Consider the following 17,548-nt stretch of genomic DNA (forward strand, 5'->3'; position numbering starts at 1 on the left):
CCCTGAATTAAATTGGCCAAAAGGTGGATTAAAAGGGATATTTCTCACTAATTTCTGTAAATAAATAACCAAATTAGTTAAAATACGCGGCTGAGTAACAATATTCAAGCGCCCTACAAGCCTACGCTTTTGGGGCTGACAACAGCAGTAACCACATTGTGGAAGGACAAATCATGTCAAAGCGTACAATAACCGTGATCCCAGGTGATGGGATTGGCCCGAGCATCATAGATTCAGCATTAAAAATCCTCGACAAAGCAGGATGTAATTTCGAATATGAATTCGCCGATGCAGGCCTTGTTGCTCTAGAAAAGCACGGTGAGCTAGTACCACAACGTACATTAGATCTTATTGAAAAAAACCGCATCACCCTAAAAGGCCCGTTAACCACGCCAGTAGGTGAAGGTTTCACTTCAATTAACGTAAGTTTACGTAAAAAGTTCGGCCTATATGCCAACGTGCGCCCAGTCTTGTCTTTTAAAGGCACTCAGGCTCGCTACGAAAATATCGACATCATCACAGTGCGTGAAAACACCGAAGGCATGTACTCAGGCCTAGGCCAGAAAGTGTCTGAAGATGGCGAGACAGCAGAAGCCACCAGTATCATCACGCGTCAAGGCGCCGAGCAGATCACCACCTTCGCTTACGAGCTCGCTCGCAAAGAAAACCGTAAGAAAGTGACCATAGTTCACAAAGCTAACATCATGAAGTCTACCTCAGGGTTATTCTTGAAAGTGGCTCGTGAAGTGAGCCTTCGCTATCCAGACATCACCACAGAAGAGATGATCGTCGATGCGACTTGCATGAAACTTGTGATGAACCCAGAAAATTTCGACGTGATAGTGACCACCAACTTATTCGGCGACATTTTATCTGACTTATGCGCAGGTCTAGTGGGCGGTTTAGGCATGGCCCCTGGGGCAAACATTGGTCGTGATGCGGCAATTTTCGAAGCCGTACACGGCAGTGCACCGGATATAGCAGGTAAAAATCTAGCCAACCCAACCTCGGTTATCTTAGCGTCTATCCAAATGCTTGAATATTTAGGCATGGCCGATAAGGCAGAGATGATCCGCAGCGCCGTGTCGGCTGTGATTGAAGAAGGCGATCGCACCACCCGCGATTTGGGTGGCACTCACGGTACCACCGACTTCACTCAAGCAGTATTAGATCGTTTAGTCTAATAAACTAAATGATTAGAGAGACTAAAAAGCCCTATCAATTTGATAGGGCTTTTTGTTTAGGCATTTACCCTAATGGCTTGCTAGCCCATTTCGGCGTAGCTCACCCCTTTTTCAGGGAAAATCCACAAATGAACCGTGACTTCGTCTCTATCATGGTAGAGATGCTTACACTGTAAGCGATAGTCGATTTCATTTTCTTTAAAAATTTCGCCCATGGTATCTAAAATCACCCGAACTTCTTTATAGCGACTCTTCATCGGCAGTTTAAGGTTGAAAATCGCCTCCTTAAACCAACCATTGATAGCCCAAGCTTCCATTAGCTCAGCAACACGAGATGGCTTCTCAACCATGTCACACACTAGCCAATAGATGTTCTTGCGGGGCGGTTCAAACCTAAAACCATCGGCGCGATAATGTTTTACTTGGCCGGTTTCCATCAGCTTTTCATCCATGGGGCCATTATCAACCGCAGCCACCATCATGCCGCGGCGCACCAATTGATAAGTCCAGCCTCCAGGGCAGGCGCCTAAGTCGACAGCCTTTAAGCCACTACGACAACGCATTTCTTGCTCTTCCTTGGTTAAGAATGCGCCAAAGGCCTCATCGAGTTTAAGGCTAGAGCGACTCGGTGCGTCCGCCGCCATACGTAAGCGTGGGATCCCCATGAAATGAGGCGAGCTATTATTACTCAGAGAATAACCCACATAAGCTTTACCAGGACCGACAAAACACACATGGATGATTGGCCTACGGCCATTTTCTTTATCCAGCAACACACCAACTTTTTTCAAGCCTTGGCGTAATGGCACAGTAAACTTACGACAAAATGCCGATAATTCCTTGGCTTCGTTGGTATCTGGGGTTTCAACTCTCAGCTCACCGCACTTAGTTACATCAGCCTCGAGTAGACTTGCCACTAGGGGACCCACTCGGTCTTGTTCAGGCAAGTCGCTGTGCAACTCAGACGCTGCAAACATTTGTCGAGCGAAAATCAAGCTATTCAATGGCAGCATTTTGGCTAACGTGTCCGCGCCATCGTCTTCAAAACATTGATAAATGACATAAGCATCATTGTTAGTGGTTTTTACAAAACCGCCAACATTCATCTCTGCAGCGCGCTGCTGAATTTCTGCAGCACATTCTTTTTCGTAACCTGCGCGGCAAAATAAAAAGAGGTTTTTCATCACAACCTTAACTCATCGGATGGCCCAATTGGGCCAAGATTTTTTCTTGGCTGCATTATAACTAAATTCCTTGGACTTTGACTGCCTTAAATTTCACGCTTGCTTTGGCTTGACCAAAAGCAAATGCCAAGGCAAACCCAAGCCAGTAAAAAACACACGCCACCAAGGGGGGTTATTGGCCCTAACCACTTCTGCGCAGTGAGTGCATATAAATAAAGTGATCCGCTAAAGAGCATTATGCCCATGATAAAAAAACGGGCCGCCAAGGCAAGAAAGCGCTGTGCCTTTGGCTGTTGCTGGCATTCTTTGGCATAAATGGCACAAATAAATAGCGCGAAGCTGTGGTAAAACTGATAATCCACCCCTGTGCTAAAGATATTTATCATATCAATGGATATCAGTTTTTTCAGGCCGTGGGCAGCGAATGCGCCCAATAGCACAGACAAAAACGCCCCAACACAGCCAAGCATAAGCCAAGTTCGATTCATGGGTTTTATTAACCTTTATTGGTAACACATATGGACTGAGATTAACCCCATTGCTCTCGCTTCATGAAAGCTAAACTTGCCTCAATTGCCTGAGCCATATTCTGCTCGAGTGTGACTCCCGAAGCTTTTCTAGGCACAAAGCTGTGATCGCCATCCACAAGCCATTGCCACGTTATGCTTTCGGATATGTCCCAAATCGGCACCTGCATTTTAGTGCCGAATTTATCCCGTTCACCTTGAATAACTAACACAGGTACCTGGCAAGCATTAAGGGCATCAAGCCTAGGTTCACCGCCATTAACTGGAATAAAGGGATAGCCTAAACAAATAATGCCATCGATTCTAATACTGCGTGCTTTGGTGGACTTAGCTGCGGACGCACAGTCTGACATCAGCGTCGCGGCCATGCGCCCCCCCATGGATTTACCCATCAAAAATACCCGTTTAGGCGAGAGCTCTCCAACACTGACTTTATCCTCAAGCCAGTCAAGCACTGATTCAAAATGTGCCAGTAACTTAGGCGCTCTATCAGGGGGCCTGCGCTTACCATCTTGCATATTGGCTTGCATATATAAAAAGTTAAATCGTAATACCTGGCAGCCTCCATCAAGCAAATCTCGGCTCATCTGCTGAATAAAATCTGAGTGCATATTGGCTCCAGCGCCATGAGCAAAAATCACCAAGGTGTCACTGGAATTGCCCTCTAAGACATAATCAATCGCTAAAGCACTGGCCTCTGGCTGTGTCATGACGCTCATCTTGCCTATCCTTTATCTTGTATTCGCAATATCAAAAAGTGATTGTTCGGGATATTAAGGCGTTAATAGTTCACTTCTTGATTCTTCGGCGAACATGTCTAACATCCATGCCCTGAATGCAGCGATTTTACCCAGTTCTGCATGAGCCTGCTGACACACAAGAAAATAGGCATCTTTACTGACCAAGACTTCTGGGAATGGGCAAATAAGTCGCCCCGCTTTAATGTCTGGCCTTGCTAACACGCTGTAACCTAAGGCGACGCCTTGCCCATGGGCCGCGGCTTGCAACACTAATGATGAGTGACTGAAAATAGGCCCTTGATTGACATTGATGTCAGTCACCCCACACTGCCTAAACCAGGCCTGCCAATCTTGGCGGTTAGCATCATGCAGTAAGGTGTGATATTTAAGATCGCTTGGTTTTTCAAGGGGTTTACTGCCATTAAGCAGTGATGGCGAGCACACAGGGATCAAGACTTCATTGCGCAGTTTATCGGCTTTCAAATTAGGCCAATTGCCCTGGCCGTAATAAATGGCCACATCCACATCATCCGTGAGTGAGCCTGTTTCACTGTCCACCGCCTTAATGCGTACATCAATATCGGGATTTTTCTCACTGAATTTGGCTAATCGTGGTACCAACCATTGAATAGCAAAACTGGGTGACATGCTCACAGTTAACGAGCCTATGGCGCTGCGGGCTAATAATCTGTCGGTAGCCTCACTTAACTGGGTAAAAATATCTTTAATATCAAGAAAGTAACTCTGACCCTCTTCCGTTAACAGTAAAGATCGATTCTTGCGGCGAAATAGCTTCAAACCCAAGTAGTCTTCTAAGGCTTTAATTTGATGGCTTACGGCTGCTTGGGTAACAAAAAGATCTTCGGCGGCGCGGGTGAAACTTAGGTGGCGCGCGGCAGCTTCAAACGCTTTTACAGCATTGAGAGGCGGCAGTCGTCTAGACATAGGAACTCGCTTATCGTTATTATTATTGTGATTGCTATCATAAGTTTTTCTAATGATTATCCCTATATAGACTTATTTGTAAAGCAGGTATTGCGGCAAAGCGGGCATAAAAAAACCGCATGAGCGCGGTTTTTTTTGTTCAAAGATATATTTAGTGATTAAGGACGATACACCTTAACGTTAGTGTAACCTTGCTCAATCAAGTATAGAGCCTGAAGCTTACTCATCACGCCGCGCTCACAATAAAGCAAATAAGTGACTGATTTGTCTAAGTCTGCAAACTGAGTAGACAGTTTAAAGAAAGGGATAGTCATCACAGTTTTGCCGGGCAGGCTCAACGGGTTTTTCTCTTCTTCTTCCTGAGCGCGAATGTCGATAACCACTTCTTGCGTGTCCACAGCAACTACAGTTTCTGCTTCGGCGGCCGCGATTTGGTTGTCCATTTCGATGGCGATATCTTTAATATCGATGACTTTCGCTTGAGCCACTATGTTTTCAATTAAGTTTTCAGAAAACTTAAGTTCTTCGGCTTCAATCTTGGACAATACGGCTTTCACCGTTGGCTTTTGAGAAATCACGCCACAATACTCAGGAATAGACTTTGCAAAATCTTCGGTGCCAATAATGCGGCTCTGGTTGATGATATCTTGCTTGTCCATGGCGATTAAAGGACGCAAGATTAACAAATCTGTGCATCTATCAATCACGTTTAAATTGGTCAATGTCTGGCTCGATACCTGACCTAGGCTCTCACCTGTGACTAATGCTTGAATGCCGTATTTATCCGCCAGCAAGGTCGCAGCGCGCATCATCACCCGCTTTAGAATAACTCCCATTTGACCGTTGTCGATACGTTCAAGAATTTCTTGCACCACACCTTCGAACGGCACAGAGATAAACTTCACCTTATGAGATTCACCATAGGTTTTCCACAGGTGATAAGCCACCTGCTTAACGCCAATCTCATGCTGTGAGCCGCCAAGGTTGAAGAAACAATAATGGGTACGGGCCCCTTTCTTAATGAACTGAAAGCTTGAAACCCCTGAGTCAAAACCACCAGAAATGAGCGACAGCACATCTTCTTGAGTGGCCATAGGAAAACCGCCCAAACCTTCGATGCGGCGCACCACCATGTATAGCTTCTCATGGTCGATTTCTAGGTTAATGGTTAAATCTGGGTTTTTAAGTTTTACCCCAACCGCATCGGTGTGCTGATTTAAGCCGCCGCCGACATAACGCTCAACTTCGATGGATTTAAAATCGTGCTGACCAGTGCGCTTAACGCGAACACAGAAGGTCTTACCCGCAAGTTGCTCACGATATAAAGGCAGCACTTGCTGGTAGATATGATCGACTGAATCAAAGGTGTATTCATTCACTTGCACTACGTGGGCGATACCCGGAATGCAGCCTAAACGCTCGGCGAAGGCATCCACCAATTCAGGTCTATCTGCCGGTACTCTAACCATGATCCTGTCCCATTGACGCTGCACTTTGGCATCTTCATCAACTTTTTTAAGGACATTGCGTATGTTGGTCTCAAGCATTTTAGTAAAACGCGAGCGCACCGACTTACTCTTCATCATGATTTCTGGGTATAACTTTACGATAAACTTCATTGGATTTCCGCAGACTAGTATTTTATGTCATTCGGGCTCAATCTCTTTATACTTGCAAAGTAAAATAGCAAGCAATTGAAAATTAAGCCATTTGACAAGAGCAAACATCTGGAAATATTCCCCCAGACTCATATGGCGCGGATTATAGCAAACTCAGGCCTTTAACCAAAGAAAAACGCCCACAAAAAAGCCGCGACTAGCGCGGCATTTTTCGTTGATGATCCAAACTCATGGGCCGGCTAATAGCGCCAAACTAGTTTTCCTCAGTGCCAGGCTGAGTATTGGGGTTAGCTATGATTTCGTTATCGGATTCCTTCGCCTTACCTTGCTCGATAGTAATTTCAACTCGGCGATTTTGACTGCGATTCTCACTGGACTCATTGCTCACCAATTGATCATTTGAAGCCATTCCAACGACTTTCATGCGTGTTTCATCAAAACCTGGAACACGCATAAATTCATGAGCCACAGCCACTGCACGGGCGCTGGATAAATCCCAATTAGAACTATAAAGTTCATTACTAATGTGCATACCATCGGTATGACCGGCAACGGTAATGATCCCAGGGACGTCTTTAAGTAAACTACCTATGGAGCGGATCACCGGCTTAAACTTAGGTTGCAAGAACCCAGAACCCGAAGCGAAGGAGCCTTTCTCACGAATACGGATAATAATTTGCTGCCCCAAGGATTCAATCTCAATGGCACCATCTACTATTTCTTCGTTAAGTTGCTCCGCCATTTTCTTAACTTGTTCATTGATATTCTCTTGAGATGACGAAGATTCAGACTTTTTCGCTTCCGCAGTTTCTTGAGCCGTTGCCGACGCCTCACCGCCGCGCTGCTCCCCTTGCTGTTTTTGCACCCCACCTGCGCTATCATCTTCACCCGCTTGATACTCTATGGTCTGCTGAGTCATCTCATTGGTTTGCTGGTTAATAATTTCTATAGGGGTAGGATCTGGGCGACCCGGCCTGAACTCAAGGGCAATCACAGACGTTCCCTTAGGAATGTCTTTCACTTCGACTTTATTCTGTACCCCGAAAGCGTATTTCATCGAGCCCGCGATTTGCTTAAATTTCATCACATCCATTTCAGCAAAAGACAGCAGCAGCACGAAGAAACACATTAGCAGCGACATGAGATCGGCAAAAGTTGCCAGCCATAACGGCGCGCCAACAGGAGGACATACGCACTTGGCTTGAGCCATAGTTACTCCCCGTCCGTCGTATCTACTTTACGTTTTTTCTCAGAAATATAATTTTTCAAGAAGCCTTCAATGACCCTAGGGTTCTGCCCATCTTGAATCGCCAATACCGCATCCATAATCAGGTTACGATTCAGCATTTCTTCAGCCATGCGCAGCGACAATTTATCCGCCATAGGAATGGCGACCATGTTAGCAATCATGGCGCCATAAAGTGTCGTTAACAAGGCCACCGCCATAGAAGGCCCGATAGACTTGGGGTCATCCATGTTTGATAACATAGCCACCAAGCCCACAAGGGTACCTATCATGCCCATGGCAGGCGCCACGTCACCAAAGGCCCTAAAAATACTAATACCCGTTTTATGACGCTCTTCAGTAAGCGCTATGTCTTTCTCTAAGGCGGCGCGAACCACTTCACCGTCATGGCCATCCACTAGCATATCCACGGCTTTTTGCATAAAGCTGTTAGTGATTTGCGCTTCTTCTAACGCGAGAAAGCCGCCTTTTCGAGCCGCATCGGCCATATTTACCGACTGCTCAATAAGCTCTTCTGGCTTATCAATTTTAAACATAAAGGCTTTGAGACCAATGCTCACAGCGCCAAAAAATTGCTTGAGGTTGAATTTCATCATTACCACAAACACGGAACCTGCGACCACAATGAGCACCGACGCGACGTCGATGAATAAACCAACACCACCACTGGTGGCCATGGCACCAACGATAAATCCAAAAGCACCTATAATGCCGATCAGCGTTCCTAAATCCACAATTACTCCTCAACTGCAGTCTCTATGGCCTGCATCCGGGTTATCCCAAAAAAGCGTTAAGGCAAATTTCTCTCTGTGTGTTTATCTTCCACAGTTAAAACCTGCTTATTATTTCTAATCTATTTCAACGAAAGGGTTAACGACAACACAAGTTAACTAACAGTGTAACCTTAGTTAGTAATCGCGCCCAGTATTTCATTATTTTACCCCCTGAAATACTTCATTTTTTGTGGCATTGATTCGCATTTAGCTCTCTCTATATCGGTCAAAGCTAAAGCAAGTTTAGTTCGATTTTATTTTTCTCAACAAATTTCCTTCATTGGCTCCAATTTTGAACAAATATAGCACGACTCTATTTGACCCATGGGCCGCCCTGATATACCTTGTCAGCGGATAAAAGAAAGGATGAAAACGTGGCTAAAAAACCTGAAAATCTCAGCTTCGAAGCATCGCTTGGCGAACTTGAACAGATAGTAATCCAACTTGAGCAAGGTGATGTTTCCCTTGATGATGCGCTAAAACAATTTGAACGTGGTATCAATCTGGTTCGACAAAGTCAGGCGAAGCTGGAACAAGCACAACAAAAAGTTTCTATTTTGCTCAATGAAGGCGACACAGAACTCAGCCAGTTTAATGTTGAAGGTGATTAAGTGTTAGCCCAAGCGATTGAACTATATCAGCAAAGAGTCGATATCGTACTCAAGAATAAGCTCGAGCAACTTGACGACTGCGCCCCTGAATTGAAAGATGCCATGACCTACGGCGCCCTCATGGGTGGCAAACGTATCAGGCCTTTTTTGGTTTATGCCATAGGTCAAATGCTCAAGGTCCCGCTTGAAAAACTGGACAATGCCGCCGCCGCCATCGAATGCATTCACGCCTATTCACTTATCCATGATGATTTACCCGCCATGGATGATGATGATTTAAGGCGCGGTAAACCAACCGTACATATTGCGTTCAATGAAGCTCAAGCCATTCTTGCTGGCGATGCGCTGCAATCACTGGCCTTTGAGCTCATGACAGAGAGTCAAGCAGACACTAGCCCTACTCAACAACTGCACATGGTTAAAGTCTTAGCCAAGGCCGCGGGCTATCAAGGCATGTGCGGCGGGCAAGCCATAGATTTAGCCGCCACCAATAAAGCCATAGATTTAGCCCAACTCACCCAACTGCATAATAAAAAAACAGGCGCGTTAATAAGCTGCGCCGTGGAGTTGGCCATTATTCTAGCCGATGCAAGTCCTGTGGAACGAGCTCATCTAGCCCAGTTTTCCCATGCCTTAGGGTTAGCATTTCAAGTACAAGATGACATTTTAGATGTCACTGTATCGACTCAAGAATTAGGCAAGCCCCAAGGCAGCGATGAGCAAGCCAATAAAAGCACCTTTCCTAAATTATTAGGATTAGCCGCAGCGCAAGCTCAGGCGACAGAACTTGTCCAACAGGCACTATCAGCGCTGGAAGAATTACCTTACAATACCCAGTTAATTGCAGACTTCGCCAGATACATCATTACGCGAAGATTATAAAAGAGCTAACATACCTGCCATGAGTTTTGACATATCTAAATTTCCAGTATTGGCTAAGGCCAATACTCCTGAAGACTTAAGAAAGCTGCCTCAAAACATGCTTTCTCAAGTCTCGACTGAATTACGTCAATTTTTACTCCAGTCTGTGGGTAATTCAAGTGGACACTTTGCCTCTGGCTTAGGAACAGTCGAACTCACCGTTGCCTTGCATTATGTCTACAATACTCCGTTTGACCGCTTGATTTGGGATGTGGGCCATCAGGCCTATCCCCATAAAATTATGACCGGCAGACGGGATGAAATGCACACCATAAGACAAAAAAATGGCCTGCATCCTTTTCCATGGCGTGAAGAAAGTGAGTACGACACCTTCAGTGTCGGTCATTCTGGCACCTCAGTCAGTGCCGCCTTAGGCATGGCCATAGCAGCAGATAAAGAAGCGGCGGGCCGCAAAGTGGTTGCCGTTATTGGTGATGGCGCCATGACAGGCGGCATGGTGTTTGAAGCCATGAACCACGCTGGTGACTTACATAAAGACATGTTAGTGGTGCTCAATGACAATGAAATGTCAATTTCAGAAAACGTTGGTGCTCTGAACAATCACCTCGCTCAGCTGATGTCAGGCAGGTTGTACACCACAATACGTGAAGGCAGTAAAAAAGTCTTACAAGGCATGCCTGTCATCAAAGAAATGGCCAAGCGTACCGAAGAACACCTTAAAGGCATGGTTGTCCCTGGCACCTTGTTTGAAGAATTGGGATTTAACTATATTGGCCCAATCGATGGCCATGATGTGGATGCCTTAGTGGAAACCATGCGTAATATGCGCAGCCTTAAAGGCCCACAAATCCTGCACATTATGACCAAGAAAGGTCGCGGCTATGAGCCAGCGGAGAAAGATCCCATCGGCTGGCATGCTGTGCCAAAATTTGACCCAGATCAGTTTAAAAAACCCGCAACCAAGCCAGGTTTACCGACGTTTTCTCAGGTGTTTGGTAAATGGTTATGTGATGTTGCTGCCCAAGATGACAAGCTGCTTGCCATTACCCCAGCCATGCGCGAAGGCTCAGGTATGGTGGAGTTTTCCCAGCGTTTTCCTGAGCAATATTTCGATGCGGCCATCGCAGAGCAGCATGCGGTAACCTTAGCGGCAGGCTTTGCCTGTGAAGGCTTTAAAAGCGTGGTGGCAATTTATTCAACCTTCTTGCAGCGCGGTTACGATCAGCTCATTCATGATGTAGCGCTGCAGCGTTTACCTGTGCTATTTGCCATAGATCGCGGCGGCATAGTTGGCGCCGATGGGGCCACTCATCAAGGTGCATTCGATTTAAGCTTTATGCGCTGCATTCCCAATTTAGTCATCATGGCGCCAGCCGATGAAAATGAATGCCGTCAGATGCTGTACACTGGCTATCGTTATCAAGATGGGCCGACAGCGGTGCGCTATCCAAGGGGCTTTGCCACTGGGGCTGAACAAATTGAACAAATGACCGCCCTTCCTATAGGAAAAGGTCGCGTCTGTCGTCAAGGAAAGAAGATTGCCATCTTAAACTTTGGCACCACCTTAGCGTCTGCCTTAGAGGTTGCCGAGCAGCTCGATGCCAGCGTCGCCGACATGCGTTTTATCAAACCTTTGGATGTGGATTTATTGCATACTTTGGCGCTTGAGCATGATGTGATTGTCACCATTGAAGAAAATGCCATTATGGGCGGCGCAGGCTCTGGGGTAATCGAGGCCTTGCATAAGCTTAAAATCTGCAAACCTGTGCTACAAATTGGTTTGCCGGATGAATTTATTAAGCACGGCGCACCGGATGAAATCATCGCTGAACTCAGGTTAGATTCGAAAGGTATCCTCGCTCAGATCCAAGAGTACTTGAGTGAATAGACTGGCTTAATAAATCTAATGGTAAATTTTCCCAATTGAAATTTACCTAAATCAAGACACAAAAAAAGGACTGAAAATTCAGTCCTTTTTTATTACCACAACCTTTGTTGCTACAAGCTTACTTGCTGCTTCGCAAAAGGTTAAGCTTCGATATCGACGCTTGGTCCACCTTGAGACACCATGACCATGGCTGGGCGCAATAGGCGATCATTGAGCAAATAGCCCTTTTGCATCACCATCATGACAGTATTGGCAGGGAAATCAGGGCTTGGCTGCATGCCAATGGCTTGATGGTGATCGGGGTTAAAAGTCTCACCCTGTGGGTTGACTTGCTTAACACCAAATTTCTCAACCGAAGTTAAGAAGCCTTTCATTGTCAGCTCAACCCCTTCATAGATAGCCTTAGTAGCTTCATCTTCAGGGTTAGTGCCTTGCAGTGCGCGCTCCATGTTATCGATAACAGGCAGCAACTCGTTAGCAAATTTCTCGAGGGCAAACTTGCGGGCTTGCTCTACGTCCTTGGCGGCGCGAGTACGAATGTTTTGAGTTTCAGCAGCGGCGCGCATCTCAACATCTTTACGCTCGGCTAAGGCCGCTTGTGATTCAGCCAAAAGCTGCTCCAACTCTTCTACGCGGAAATTTGCCTGGGTTAACTCGTCCATTAAGCTTGCCTCGTCTTGGGCAACCTCTTGAGTTAAGGCTTCATCGATTGGGGCTTGATCTTGGTTTGTTGGCTCTGTGCTCATTTTCACTCCAGCTAAAAATGCTTTGTTTCTGAATGCTATGGGCATATTATGGGGATCAATTCTGACGTTTCAAGGCCTAGAGCTAGATCAACTCCTAATATGAGCAAAAAATTTCAGACAATTGGCCTAATAGGCAAACCCCATCATCAGGGGACCAATCAAACCATAGAAAAGTTACACCTGTGGTTAACGGCGCAAGGTTACACTGTGCTGGTTGAAGAGCGGGTGTCTGCTGAATTGGAAATTGAGTTTCAGGCAGTGGATTTGGTGGAAATAGGTGAACGTTGCGACTTAGCCATAGTGGTCGGCGGTGATGGCAATATGCTTGGCGCTGCCCGAGTATTAGCCCGTTATGATGTGGCGGTAATTGGGGTCAACCGTGGTAATTTAGGCTTTTTAACTGATTTACCTCCAGATGGCTTTGAGACCCAATTAGCCCAAGTCCTCGGCGGAGAGTTTGAAACCGAACACAGATTTTTGCTCGAAGCCGAAGTCCATCGTCATGGCATGATAAAGGCCAGCAACACTGCGGTAAATGAAGCCGTGCTCCACCCTGGTAAAATTGCCCATATGATCCAATTTGAGGTCTATATTGATGAGCAATTTATGTACAGCCAAAGGGCCGATGGCATGATAGTCTCAACCCCTACCGGCTCTACGGCTTATTCCCTATCTGCTGGCGGCGCCATTTTAACGCCAAATTTACAAGCGCTTATTCTTGTCCCCATGTTTCCCCATACGCTTTCTTGCCGCCCAATCGTGGTCGATGCTTGCAGTACAATAAAACTCGTGGTGTCCCCCGATAACGGTGAAAATTTAGAAGTCAGCTGTGATGGCCATGTCCACTTATCTGTATTGCCTGGGGATGAAATCATCATACGCCGCAGTCAACAACGGCTTATGCTTATCCACCCTAAGGGGCATAATTATTTTCACGTCCTCAGAAACAAGCTAGGTTGGGGCAGCAAATTGTTTTAGCGTCATCTTTGCTGCATGTTAGCCTAACTGAGCGCTAAGATAGGCTTGAGTGTTGAATCGATTAACATCGACAAGACGCGATTTAATTTGAGGTGCTCATGTCCTTTCTTCAAATACTGGCAAGCTTAACTCCTGTCATCAGTGTACTGATATTTTTGGTATTGATGCGCCTGTCTGCCGCGAAAGCCATGCCACTCTCCATGCTGATGACAGGCCTTAGTGCTTATTTTATTTGGGAAATGGATGCGCTAATGCTATCGGCTTCAGTGGTCGAAGGCTTACTGGCGGCGCTTACTCCATTGAGCATCATATTTGGTGCTGTGCTGTTACTCAACACCTTAAAGCACGCTGGAGCCATGGACACCATACGCTCAGGCTTTACTCAGATAAGTAGTGACGCCAGAGTGCAAGTCATCATAATTTGTTGGTTATTTGGATCCTTTATCGAAGGCTCAGCAGGCTTTGGTACCCCAGCCGCCATTGGCGCGCCATTGCTCCTGCTTTTAGGTGTACCTCCAATTGCCGCGGCCGTTGTCGCCCTCATTGCAGATTCAACCTCAGTCTCGTTTGGTGCCATAGGCTTACCCATACTCTTTGGCATGGAGCAAGGACTGATGGGGGTTGATGGCAGTATGGCCGCCGAACAAATCAGCTTACATGGCGGCAATTTTGCCAATTATGCTCAATACATTGCCATGCATATCATCAGCATAGATTTGCTTACTGGTAGCCTGATGCCCTTGTTGCTGTCTTGTCTGCTAACCGGTTTTTTCGGCAGAAATCACTCATTCAAAGAAGGCCTATCTATTTGGAAATTTGCCTTGTTTTCAGGGTTTGCTTTCACTGTGCCAGCCTGGAGCATTAATTATCTCGCTGGACCTGAATTCCCTTCTGTGATTGGTGCGCTTATGGGCATGGCTTTAGTCATTCCCGTGGCGAAAAAAGGCTGGCTATTACCAAAAACACCTTGGCATGACTTTGCCGTTAACCCTGAGCAAACAGAACTCAACCTGATAAGCGCCTCATCGACATCGCAGTCACTATCTAATACTAAGCCGATATCGCAACTCGCCGCTTGGTCGCCTTACCTAGTCATGGCGTTACTCTTAGTCTTATCCCGCACCTTGATGCCACTTAAGGCGTGGCTGTCGAGTTTTACCCTTAGCTGGCAAGGCATATTGGGCACTGAGCTTAGCACTAGCTTCGCCACCTTATACGCACCTGGGGCATTTTTTGTGCTGGTTTGTTTAATGAGTGTTTGGTTGTTTTCCATGAAGGCCAAAGCAATCAATATGGCCATAACTGACTCTTTGAGAGCCATGTTACCGACGTTAATCGCCTTAGGCGCCAGTGTGCCCATGGTGAAAATATTTTTAAACTCAGGGGCTAACCACGCAAATCTGCAATCCATGCCCATCGCTTTAGCGGATTTACTGGCGCAAACCATGGGTGGAGTTTGGGCGTGGTTTTCGCCCATAGTGGGGATTTTCGGTGCGTTTTTATCCGGCTCTGCGACCTTTTCCAATATGATGTTTGCCAGTTTGCAATATTCGGTGGCCGAACGCATCGGCATGAGTCCTACCCTTGCTCTAGCGCTACAGGGCATAGGCTCAAATGCGGGCAATATGATGTGCGTAATGAATGTTGTCGCCGCAGCCACTGTGGTCGGTATGGCGGAAAAAGAAGCCGATATTATTCGAAAAACCATGCCGGTAGCATTAGCTTATGCCCTCATCGCAGGCACAGTCGCCGCTATTTGGGGCGGCTACTAGACGCGTTAAACACGGCAGCTAAGCAGCGAAGTCTGTAACGTTTCAATGGCGTCTTGATTTGGCTGATTAGTGTTACTCATCGCAATAACTTCAAGCCGTGAATCTAGTGCATCCTCTTGCTCTTGAATACTGAGCTCGCCATCGATTAAGTTAAAACAGGCAATGCCATCTAAGGTTATCATCACAGCTTTCAGTCGAACAAAGTCTAACTTAATCCCATGAATAAGTGAGAGTAATTGATCAAAATCAAAAACCTGTGTAGGCTCAAACACCCAGCCACAACTCATGTATTCGCCATTATCTTGCTGTTTTTTGCAAAAACCTAACGGGTTAAAGGCAAGTTCGGCAGTTAAGGTTTCTTCTGCATCAAATAGCCCCAAATGAGCCGCAGGCTTTGTCACCAAGCTAAGTCCACTTTGTGACTGAGATTTAAGCTGATGCCTCAGTGTTGTTGGCCTTTGTAACCCTTGAATGACCCTAGCTATTAACTCATTTGAATGCAGAACAAGGGAGTCTTCAGTTAACGCGTCATCCTTAATAAGCACCCGCTCAGCACAGCCAATTTGGACTAAGAAGTCTTGCAGAGCAGTCCAATCCTCTGGACTGTAACTGGCAGACTTGTTGGCTAAAATCATATCGGCGCACTGCAACTGTTTAATAAATAGTGGGTGGCTGCGATATTCAGGTTTGGCCAGTTTTCGTGCATCCACCAAGCATAGGCAAGTATTGAGCCCAATAACCTGCTGATAATGCTCTGAGGCTAATAATTTGATGATTTGATCTGTATGCCCAAGCCCAGTGGGTTCAATGATAAGCCTGTCTGGTTTGGCTTTGGCGAGCAATTGATTTATCGCCACCTGAATGGGTAACCCGCCGGCGCAGCATAAACAGCCACCAGCGACTTCTTTTATCACAAGTTTACTGGCCTGCTTGCCTTGGTTGAGTAGCTGGGCATCGAGTCCAATCTCACCAAATTCATTAATGAGGATTGCCCAGGTTTCATTCGCAGGTTTGGTTGCCAGCAGCTGCTTAATTAATGAGGTTTTACCAACTCCGAGAAACCCCGTAATGATATTGGTATTAACAGGCTTAACTATCATGGACGGCAACCACCATTACTTAATATTTTTGCATCGATAGCTAATCCCTAATTCAGAGTAGAACTATCGATGCACTCTAGATTACTTTTTAACTTTAGCGTATTTACCGTGACGGGTAGGCGCTTTGTTCGGGCTAGGTTTAGGGCGCTTGTGCTTAAAGGCTTTCTTAGGTTTTGCATCAGCAAGGTCACGATAGCGAGCCGGTAGCGGCGCACCTTCTTCGTAACCAGGTAACACCTTGCTCTCTAGTGTCAGCCCCACTTGGGCTTCTACATCTATAAGTAGTTGCTGCTCATTTGGGCTCACAAAAGAAATGGCGTGACCCGCCATCCCCGCACGGCCAGTACGGCCTACGCGGTGAACATAATCTTCTGGCTCTGGTGGCAATTCAAAGTTGATCACTAAGGGCAGCGCTTGAATGTCTAAGCCTCTGGCGGCGAGATCTGTGGCTATCAAAATTCGCAGCTGACCTTGCTTAAACTCTTCTAAGGCTTTATTGCGCGCACCTTGAGACTTATCACCATGAAACACTGCGGCTTTAAGGCCATCAAGTGTTAGCTCAGATAATAAATGCTCAGCGGTTTCTTTAGTGCTGGTAAACACCATCACTTGCTGCCAGTTATTACGGCCAATAAGCTCTGAGAGTAATTCCGCTTTACGCCTTTTATCCACCAAATACACTTCTTGGCTTACTGTGCTGGCGGTCGTGCTGCTGGCAAGGTGGAAAATGGCCGGCTGGTTTAGCATTTTTTGCGCAAGCACTTGTACTTCATCGGAAAAGGTGGCCGAAAACATCATAGTCTGACGCTGCCTTGCCACTAAGCGCTGCACTTTTTCTATGTCTTTCACAAAGCCTAAATCCAGCATGCGATCGGCTTCGTCTATCACTAAATGCGTCACATGGGAGAGATCTAACTCATGCTGACCAATAATATCAAACAATCGACCTGGGGTTGCCACCAGCACATCTACCCCTTGAGCTAAGGCTTTACGCTGTGGGTTAATACTCGCCCCTCCATAAACTGCCAAGCTATTAAGTTCAAGGTAACGGCTGTAACTCAGAAAGTTTTGCTCGATTTGAATCGCAAGTTCGCGAGTCGGCGTCATCACCAGTGCTCTGAGTCTTTGCTCTGGCGTTAATGTCTGAGTATCAATTTGAGATAAGTTCATCAAAATCGGCAAGGCAAAAGCGGCGGTTTTACCTGTGCCCGTTTCAGCGCTGGCTAAGACATCTTGCCCAAGGAGTGCAACCGGAATAACGGCCTGTTGAACGGGAGTGGTGGCGTCATAACCACATTCTTTGACGGCATCTTGTAGTTGGCTGGATAAACCGAGGGCATTAAAAGGCATAGG

Annotated in this window: 16 protein-coding genes; 6 read left to right on the forward strand and 10 right to left on the reverse strand. The window is 46.3% G+C overall.

Annotated features, from left to right (window positions below; genetic code table 11):
• Positions 1 to 173: 173 nt before the first annotated feature.
• Positions 174 to 1,184, forward strand: a complete 1,011-nt coding sequence (locus SDEN_RS13340) for an isocitrate dehydrogenase (RefSeq protein ID WP_011496991.1) — start codon at positions 174 to 176, stop codon at positions 1,182 to 1,184.
• Positions 1,185 to 1,264: 80 nt separating this feature from the next.
• Here SDEN_RS13340 and rlmM read toward each other — a convergent pair whose 3' ends face one another.
• The 7 genes from rlmM to pomA all read right to left on the reverse strand — a co-directional run bounded on the left by rlmM (position 1,265) and on the right by pomA (position 8,179).
• The gene (rlmM, locus tag SDEN_RS13345; protein WP_011496992.1) at positions 1,265 to 2,368 is read right to left on the reverse strand and encodes a 23S rRNA (cytidine(2498)-2'-O)-methyltransferase RlmM; all 1,104 of its coding nucleotides are present in this window, start codon (positions 2,366 to 2,368) and stop codon (positions 1,265 to 1,267) included.
• 86 nt (positions 2,369 to 2,454) lie between these two features.
• Entirely contained in the window at positions 2,455 to 2,856 is a 402-nt protein-coding gene (locus SDEN_RS13350; protein ID WP_011496993.1) for a DUF423 domain-containing protein, read from the reverse strand.
• Between the two features lie 41 nt (positions 2,857 to 2,897).
• The gene (locus tag SDEN_RS13355; RefSeq protein ID WP_011496994.1) at positions 2,898 to 3,614 is read right to left on the reverse strand and encodes an alpha/beta fold hydrolase; all 717 of its coding nucleotides are present in this window, start codon (positions 3,612 to 3,614) and stop codon (positions 2,898 to 2,900) included.
• Between the two features lie 54 nt (positions 3,615 to 3,668).
• Entirely contained in the window at positions 3,669 to 4,580 is a 912-nt protein-coding gene (locus SDEN_RS13360; protein ID WP_011496995.1) for a transcriptional regulator GcvA, read from the reverse strand.
• A gap of 158 nt (positions 4,581 to 4,738) precedes the next feature.
• Positions 4,739 to 6,199 (reverse strand): tRNA uracil 4-sulfurtransferase ThiI, encoded by a 1,461-nt coding sequence (gene thiI, locus SDEN_RS13365; protein WP_011496996.1) that lies wholly within the window; start codon positions 6,197 to 6,199, stop codon positions 4,739 to 4,741.
• Between the two features lie 253 nt (positions 6,200 to 6,452).
• Complete coding sequence (locus SDEN_RS13370) at positions 6,453 to 7,409, reverse strand: flagellar motor protein MotB (RefSeq protein ID WP_011496997.1); 957 nt, start codon at positions 7,407 to 7,409, stop codon at positions 6,453 to 6,455.
• Between the two features lie 2 nt (positions 7,410 to 7,411).
• A complete protein-coding gene (pomA, locus tag SDEN_RS13375; protein ID WP_011496998.1) occupies positions 7,412 to 8,179 on the reverse strand; it encodes a flagellar motor protein PomA in 768 nt (255 codons plus the stop codon).
• A gap of 413 nt (positions 8,180 to 8,592) precedes the next feature.
• Here pomA and xseB point away from each other — a divergent pair, with 413 nt between their 5' ends.
• The 3 genes from xseB to dxs are packed head-to-tail and all read left to right on the forward strand — an operon-like array spanning position 8,593 to position 11,599.
• Positions 8,593 to 8,829, forward strand: coding sequence for an exodeoxyribonuclease VII small subunit (xseB, locus tag SDEN_RS13380; protein ID WP_011496999.1), 237 nt, complete (start codon positions 8,593 to 8,595; stop codon positions 8,827 to 8,829).
• Positions 8,830 to 9,711, forward strand: coding sequence for a (2E,6E)-farnesyl diphosphate synthase (gene ispA, locus SDEN_RS13385; protein WP_011497000.1), 882 nt, complete (start codon positions 8,830 to 8,832; stop codon positions 9,709 to 9,711).
• A 19-nt stretch (positions 9,712 to 9,730) separates the two neighbouring features.
• Positions 9,731 to 11,599 carry a 1-deoxy-D-xylulose-5-phosphate synthase gene (dxs, locus tag SDEN_RS13390; protein WP_011497001.1) on the forward strand — a complete coding sequence of 623 codons (1,869 nt, stop codon included), beginning with the start codon at positions 9,731 to 9,733 and terminating at the stop codon, positions 11,597 to 11,599.
• A 140-nt stretch (positions 11,600 to 11,739) separates the two neighbouring features.
• On the opposite strand, the gene grpE is transcribed toward dxs, so the two are convergent.
• Entirely contained in the window at positions 11,740 to 12,345 is a 606-nt protein-coding gene (gene grpE / locus SDEN_RS13395) for a nucleotide exchange factor GrpE (RefSeq protein WP_011497002.1), read from the reverse strand.
• A 99-nt stretch (positions 12,346 to 12,444) separates the two neighbouring features.
• On the opposite strand from grpE, the gene nadK reads away from it, so the two are divergent.
• Together nadK and SDEN_RS13405 are read left to right on the forward strand one after the other, a co-directional pair.
• Positions 12,445 to 13,323, forward strand: a complete 879-nt coding sequence (gene nadK / locus SDEN_RS13400; RefSeq protein ID WP_086022112.1) for an NAD(+) kinase — start codon at positions 12,445 to 12,447, stop codon at positions 13,321 to 13,323.
• Positions 13,324 to 13,421: 98 nt separating this feature from the next.
• Entirely contained in the window at positions 13,422 to 15,095 is a 1,674-nt protein-coding gene (locus SDEN_RS13405) for an L-lactate permease (RefSeq protein ID WP_011497004.1), read from the forward strand.
• Positions 15,096 to 15,100: 5 nt separating this feature from the next.
• Here SDEN_RS13405 and SDEN_RS13410 read toward each other — a convergent pair whose 3' ends face one another.
• Positions 15,101 to 16,195 (reverse strand): CobW family GTP-binding protein, encoded by a 1,095-nt coding sequence (locus SDEN_RS13410; protein ID WP_011497005.1) that lies wholly within the window; start codon positions 16,193 to 16,195, stop codon positions 15,101 to 15,103.
• A gap of 81 nt (positions 16,196 to 16,276) precedes the next feature.
• Positions 16,277 to 17,545, reverse strand: a complete 1,269-nt coding sequence (locus SDEN_RS13415) for a DEAD/DEAH box helicase (protein ID WP_011497006.1) — start codon at positions 17,543 to 17,545, stop codon at positions 16,277 to 16,279.
• Positions 17,546 to 17,548: the final 3 nt, after the last annotated feature.

Source organism: Shewanella denitrificans OS217, from assembly GCF_000013765.1.
Lineage (GTDB): Bacteria > Pseudomonadota > Gammaproteobacteria > Enterobacterales > Shewanellaceae > Shewanella > Shewanella denitrificans.

What these genes read in the sequence shown, in the direction of transcription:
- SDEN_RS13340 (WP_011496991.1), top strand. Translation starts at nt 174, where the DNA reads ATGTCAAAGCGTACAATAACCGTGATCCCAGGTGATGGGATTGGCCCG.
- rlmM (WP_011496992.1), bottom strand. Translation starts at nt 2,368, where the DNA reads ATGAAAAACCTCTTTTTATTTTGCCGCGCAGGTTACGAAAAAGAATGT.
- SDEN_RS13350 (WP_011496993.1), bottom strand. Translation starts at nt 2,856, where the DNA reads ATGAATCGAACTTGGCTTATGCTTGGCTGTGTTGGGGCGTTTTTGTCT.
- SDEN_RS13355 (WP_011496994.1), bottom strand. Translation starts at nt 3,614, where the DNA reads ATGAGCGTCATGACACAGCCAGAGGCCAGTGCTTTAGCGATTGATTAT.
- SDEN_RS13360 (WP_011496995.1), bottom strand. Translation starts at nt 4,580, where the DNA reads ATGTCTAGACGACTGCCGCCTCTCAATGCTGTAAAAGCGTTTGAAGCT.
- thiI (WP_011496996.1), bottom strand. Translation starts at nt 6,199, where the DNA reads ATGAAGTTTATCGTAAAGTTATACCCAGAAATCATGATGAAGAGTAAG.
- SDEN_RS13370 (WP_011496997.1), bottom strand. Translation starts at nt 7,409, where the DNA reads ATGGCTCAAGCCAAGTGCGTATGTCCTCCTGTTGGCGCGCCGTTATGG.
- dxs (WP_011497001.1), top strand. Translation starts at nt 9,731, where the DNA reads ATGAGTTTTGACATATCTAAATTTCCAGTATTGGCTAAGGCCAATACT.
- grpE (WP_011497002.1), bottom strand. Translation starts at nt 12,345, where the DNA reads ATGAGCACAGAGCCAACAAACCAAGATCAAGCCCCAATCGATGAAGCC.
- nadK (WP_086022112.1), top strand. Translation starts at nt 12,445, where the DNA reads ATGAGCAAAAAATTTCAGACAATTGGCCTAATAGGCAAACCCCATCAT.
- SDEN_RS13405 (WP_011497004.1), top strand. Translation starts at nt 13,422, where the DNA reads ATGTCCTTTCTTCAAATACTGGCAAGCTTAACTCCTGTCATCAGTGTA.
- SDEN_RS13410 (WP_011497005.1), bottom strand. Translation starts at nt 16,195, where the DNA reads ATGATAGTTAAGCCTGTTAATACCAATATCATTACGGGGTTTCTCGGA.
- SDEN_RS13415 (WP_011497006.1), bottom strand. Translation starts at nt 17,545, where the DNA reads ATGCCTTTTAATGCCCTCGGTTTATCCAGCCAACTACAAGATGCCGTC.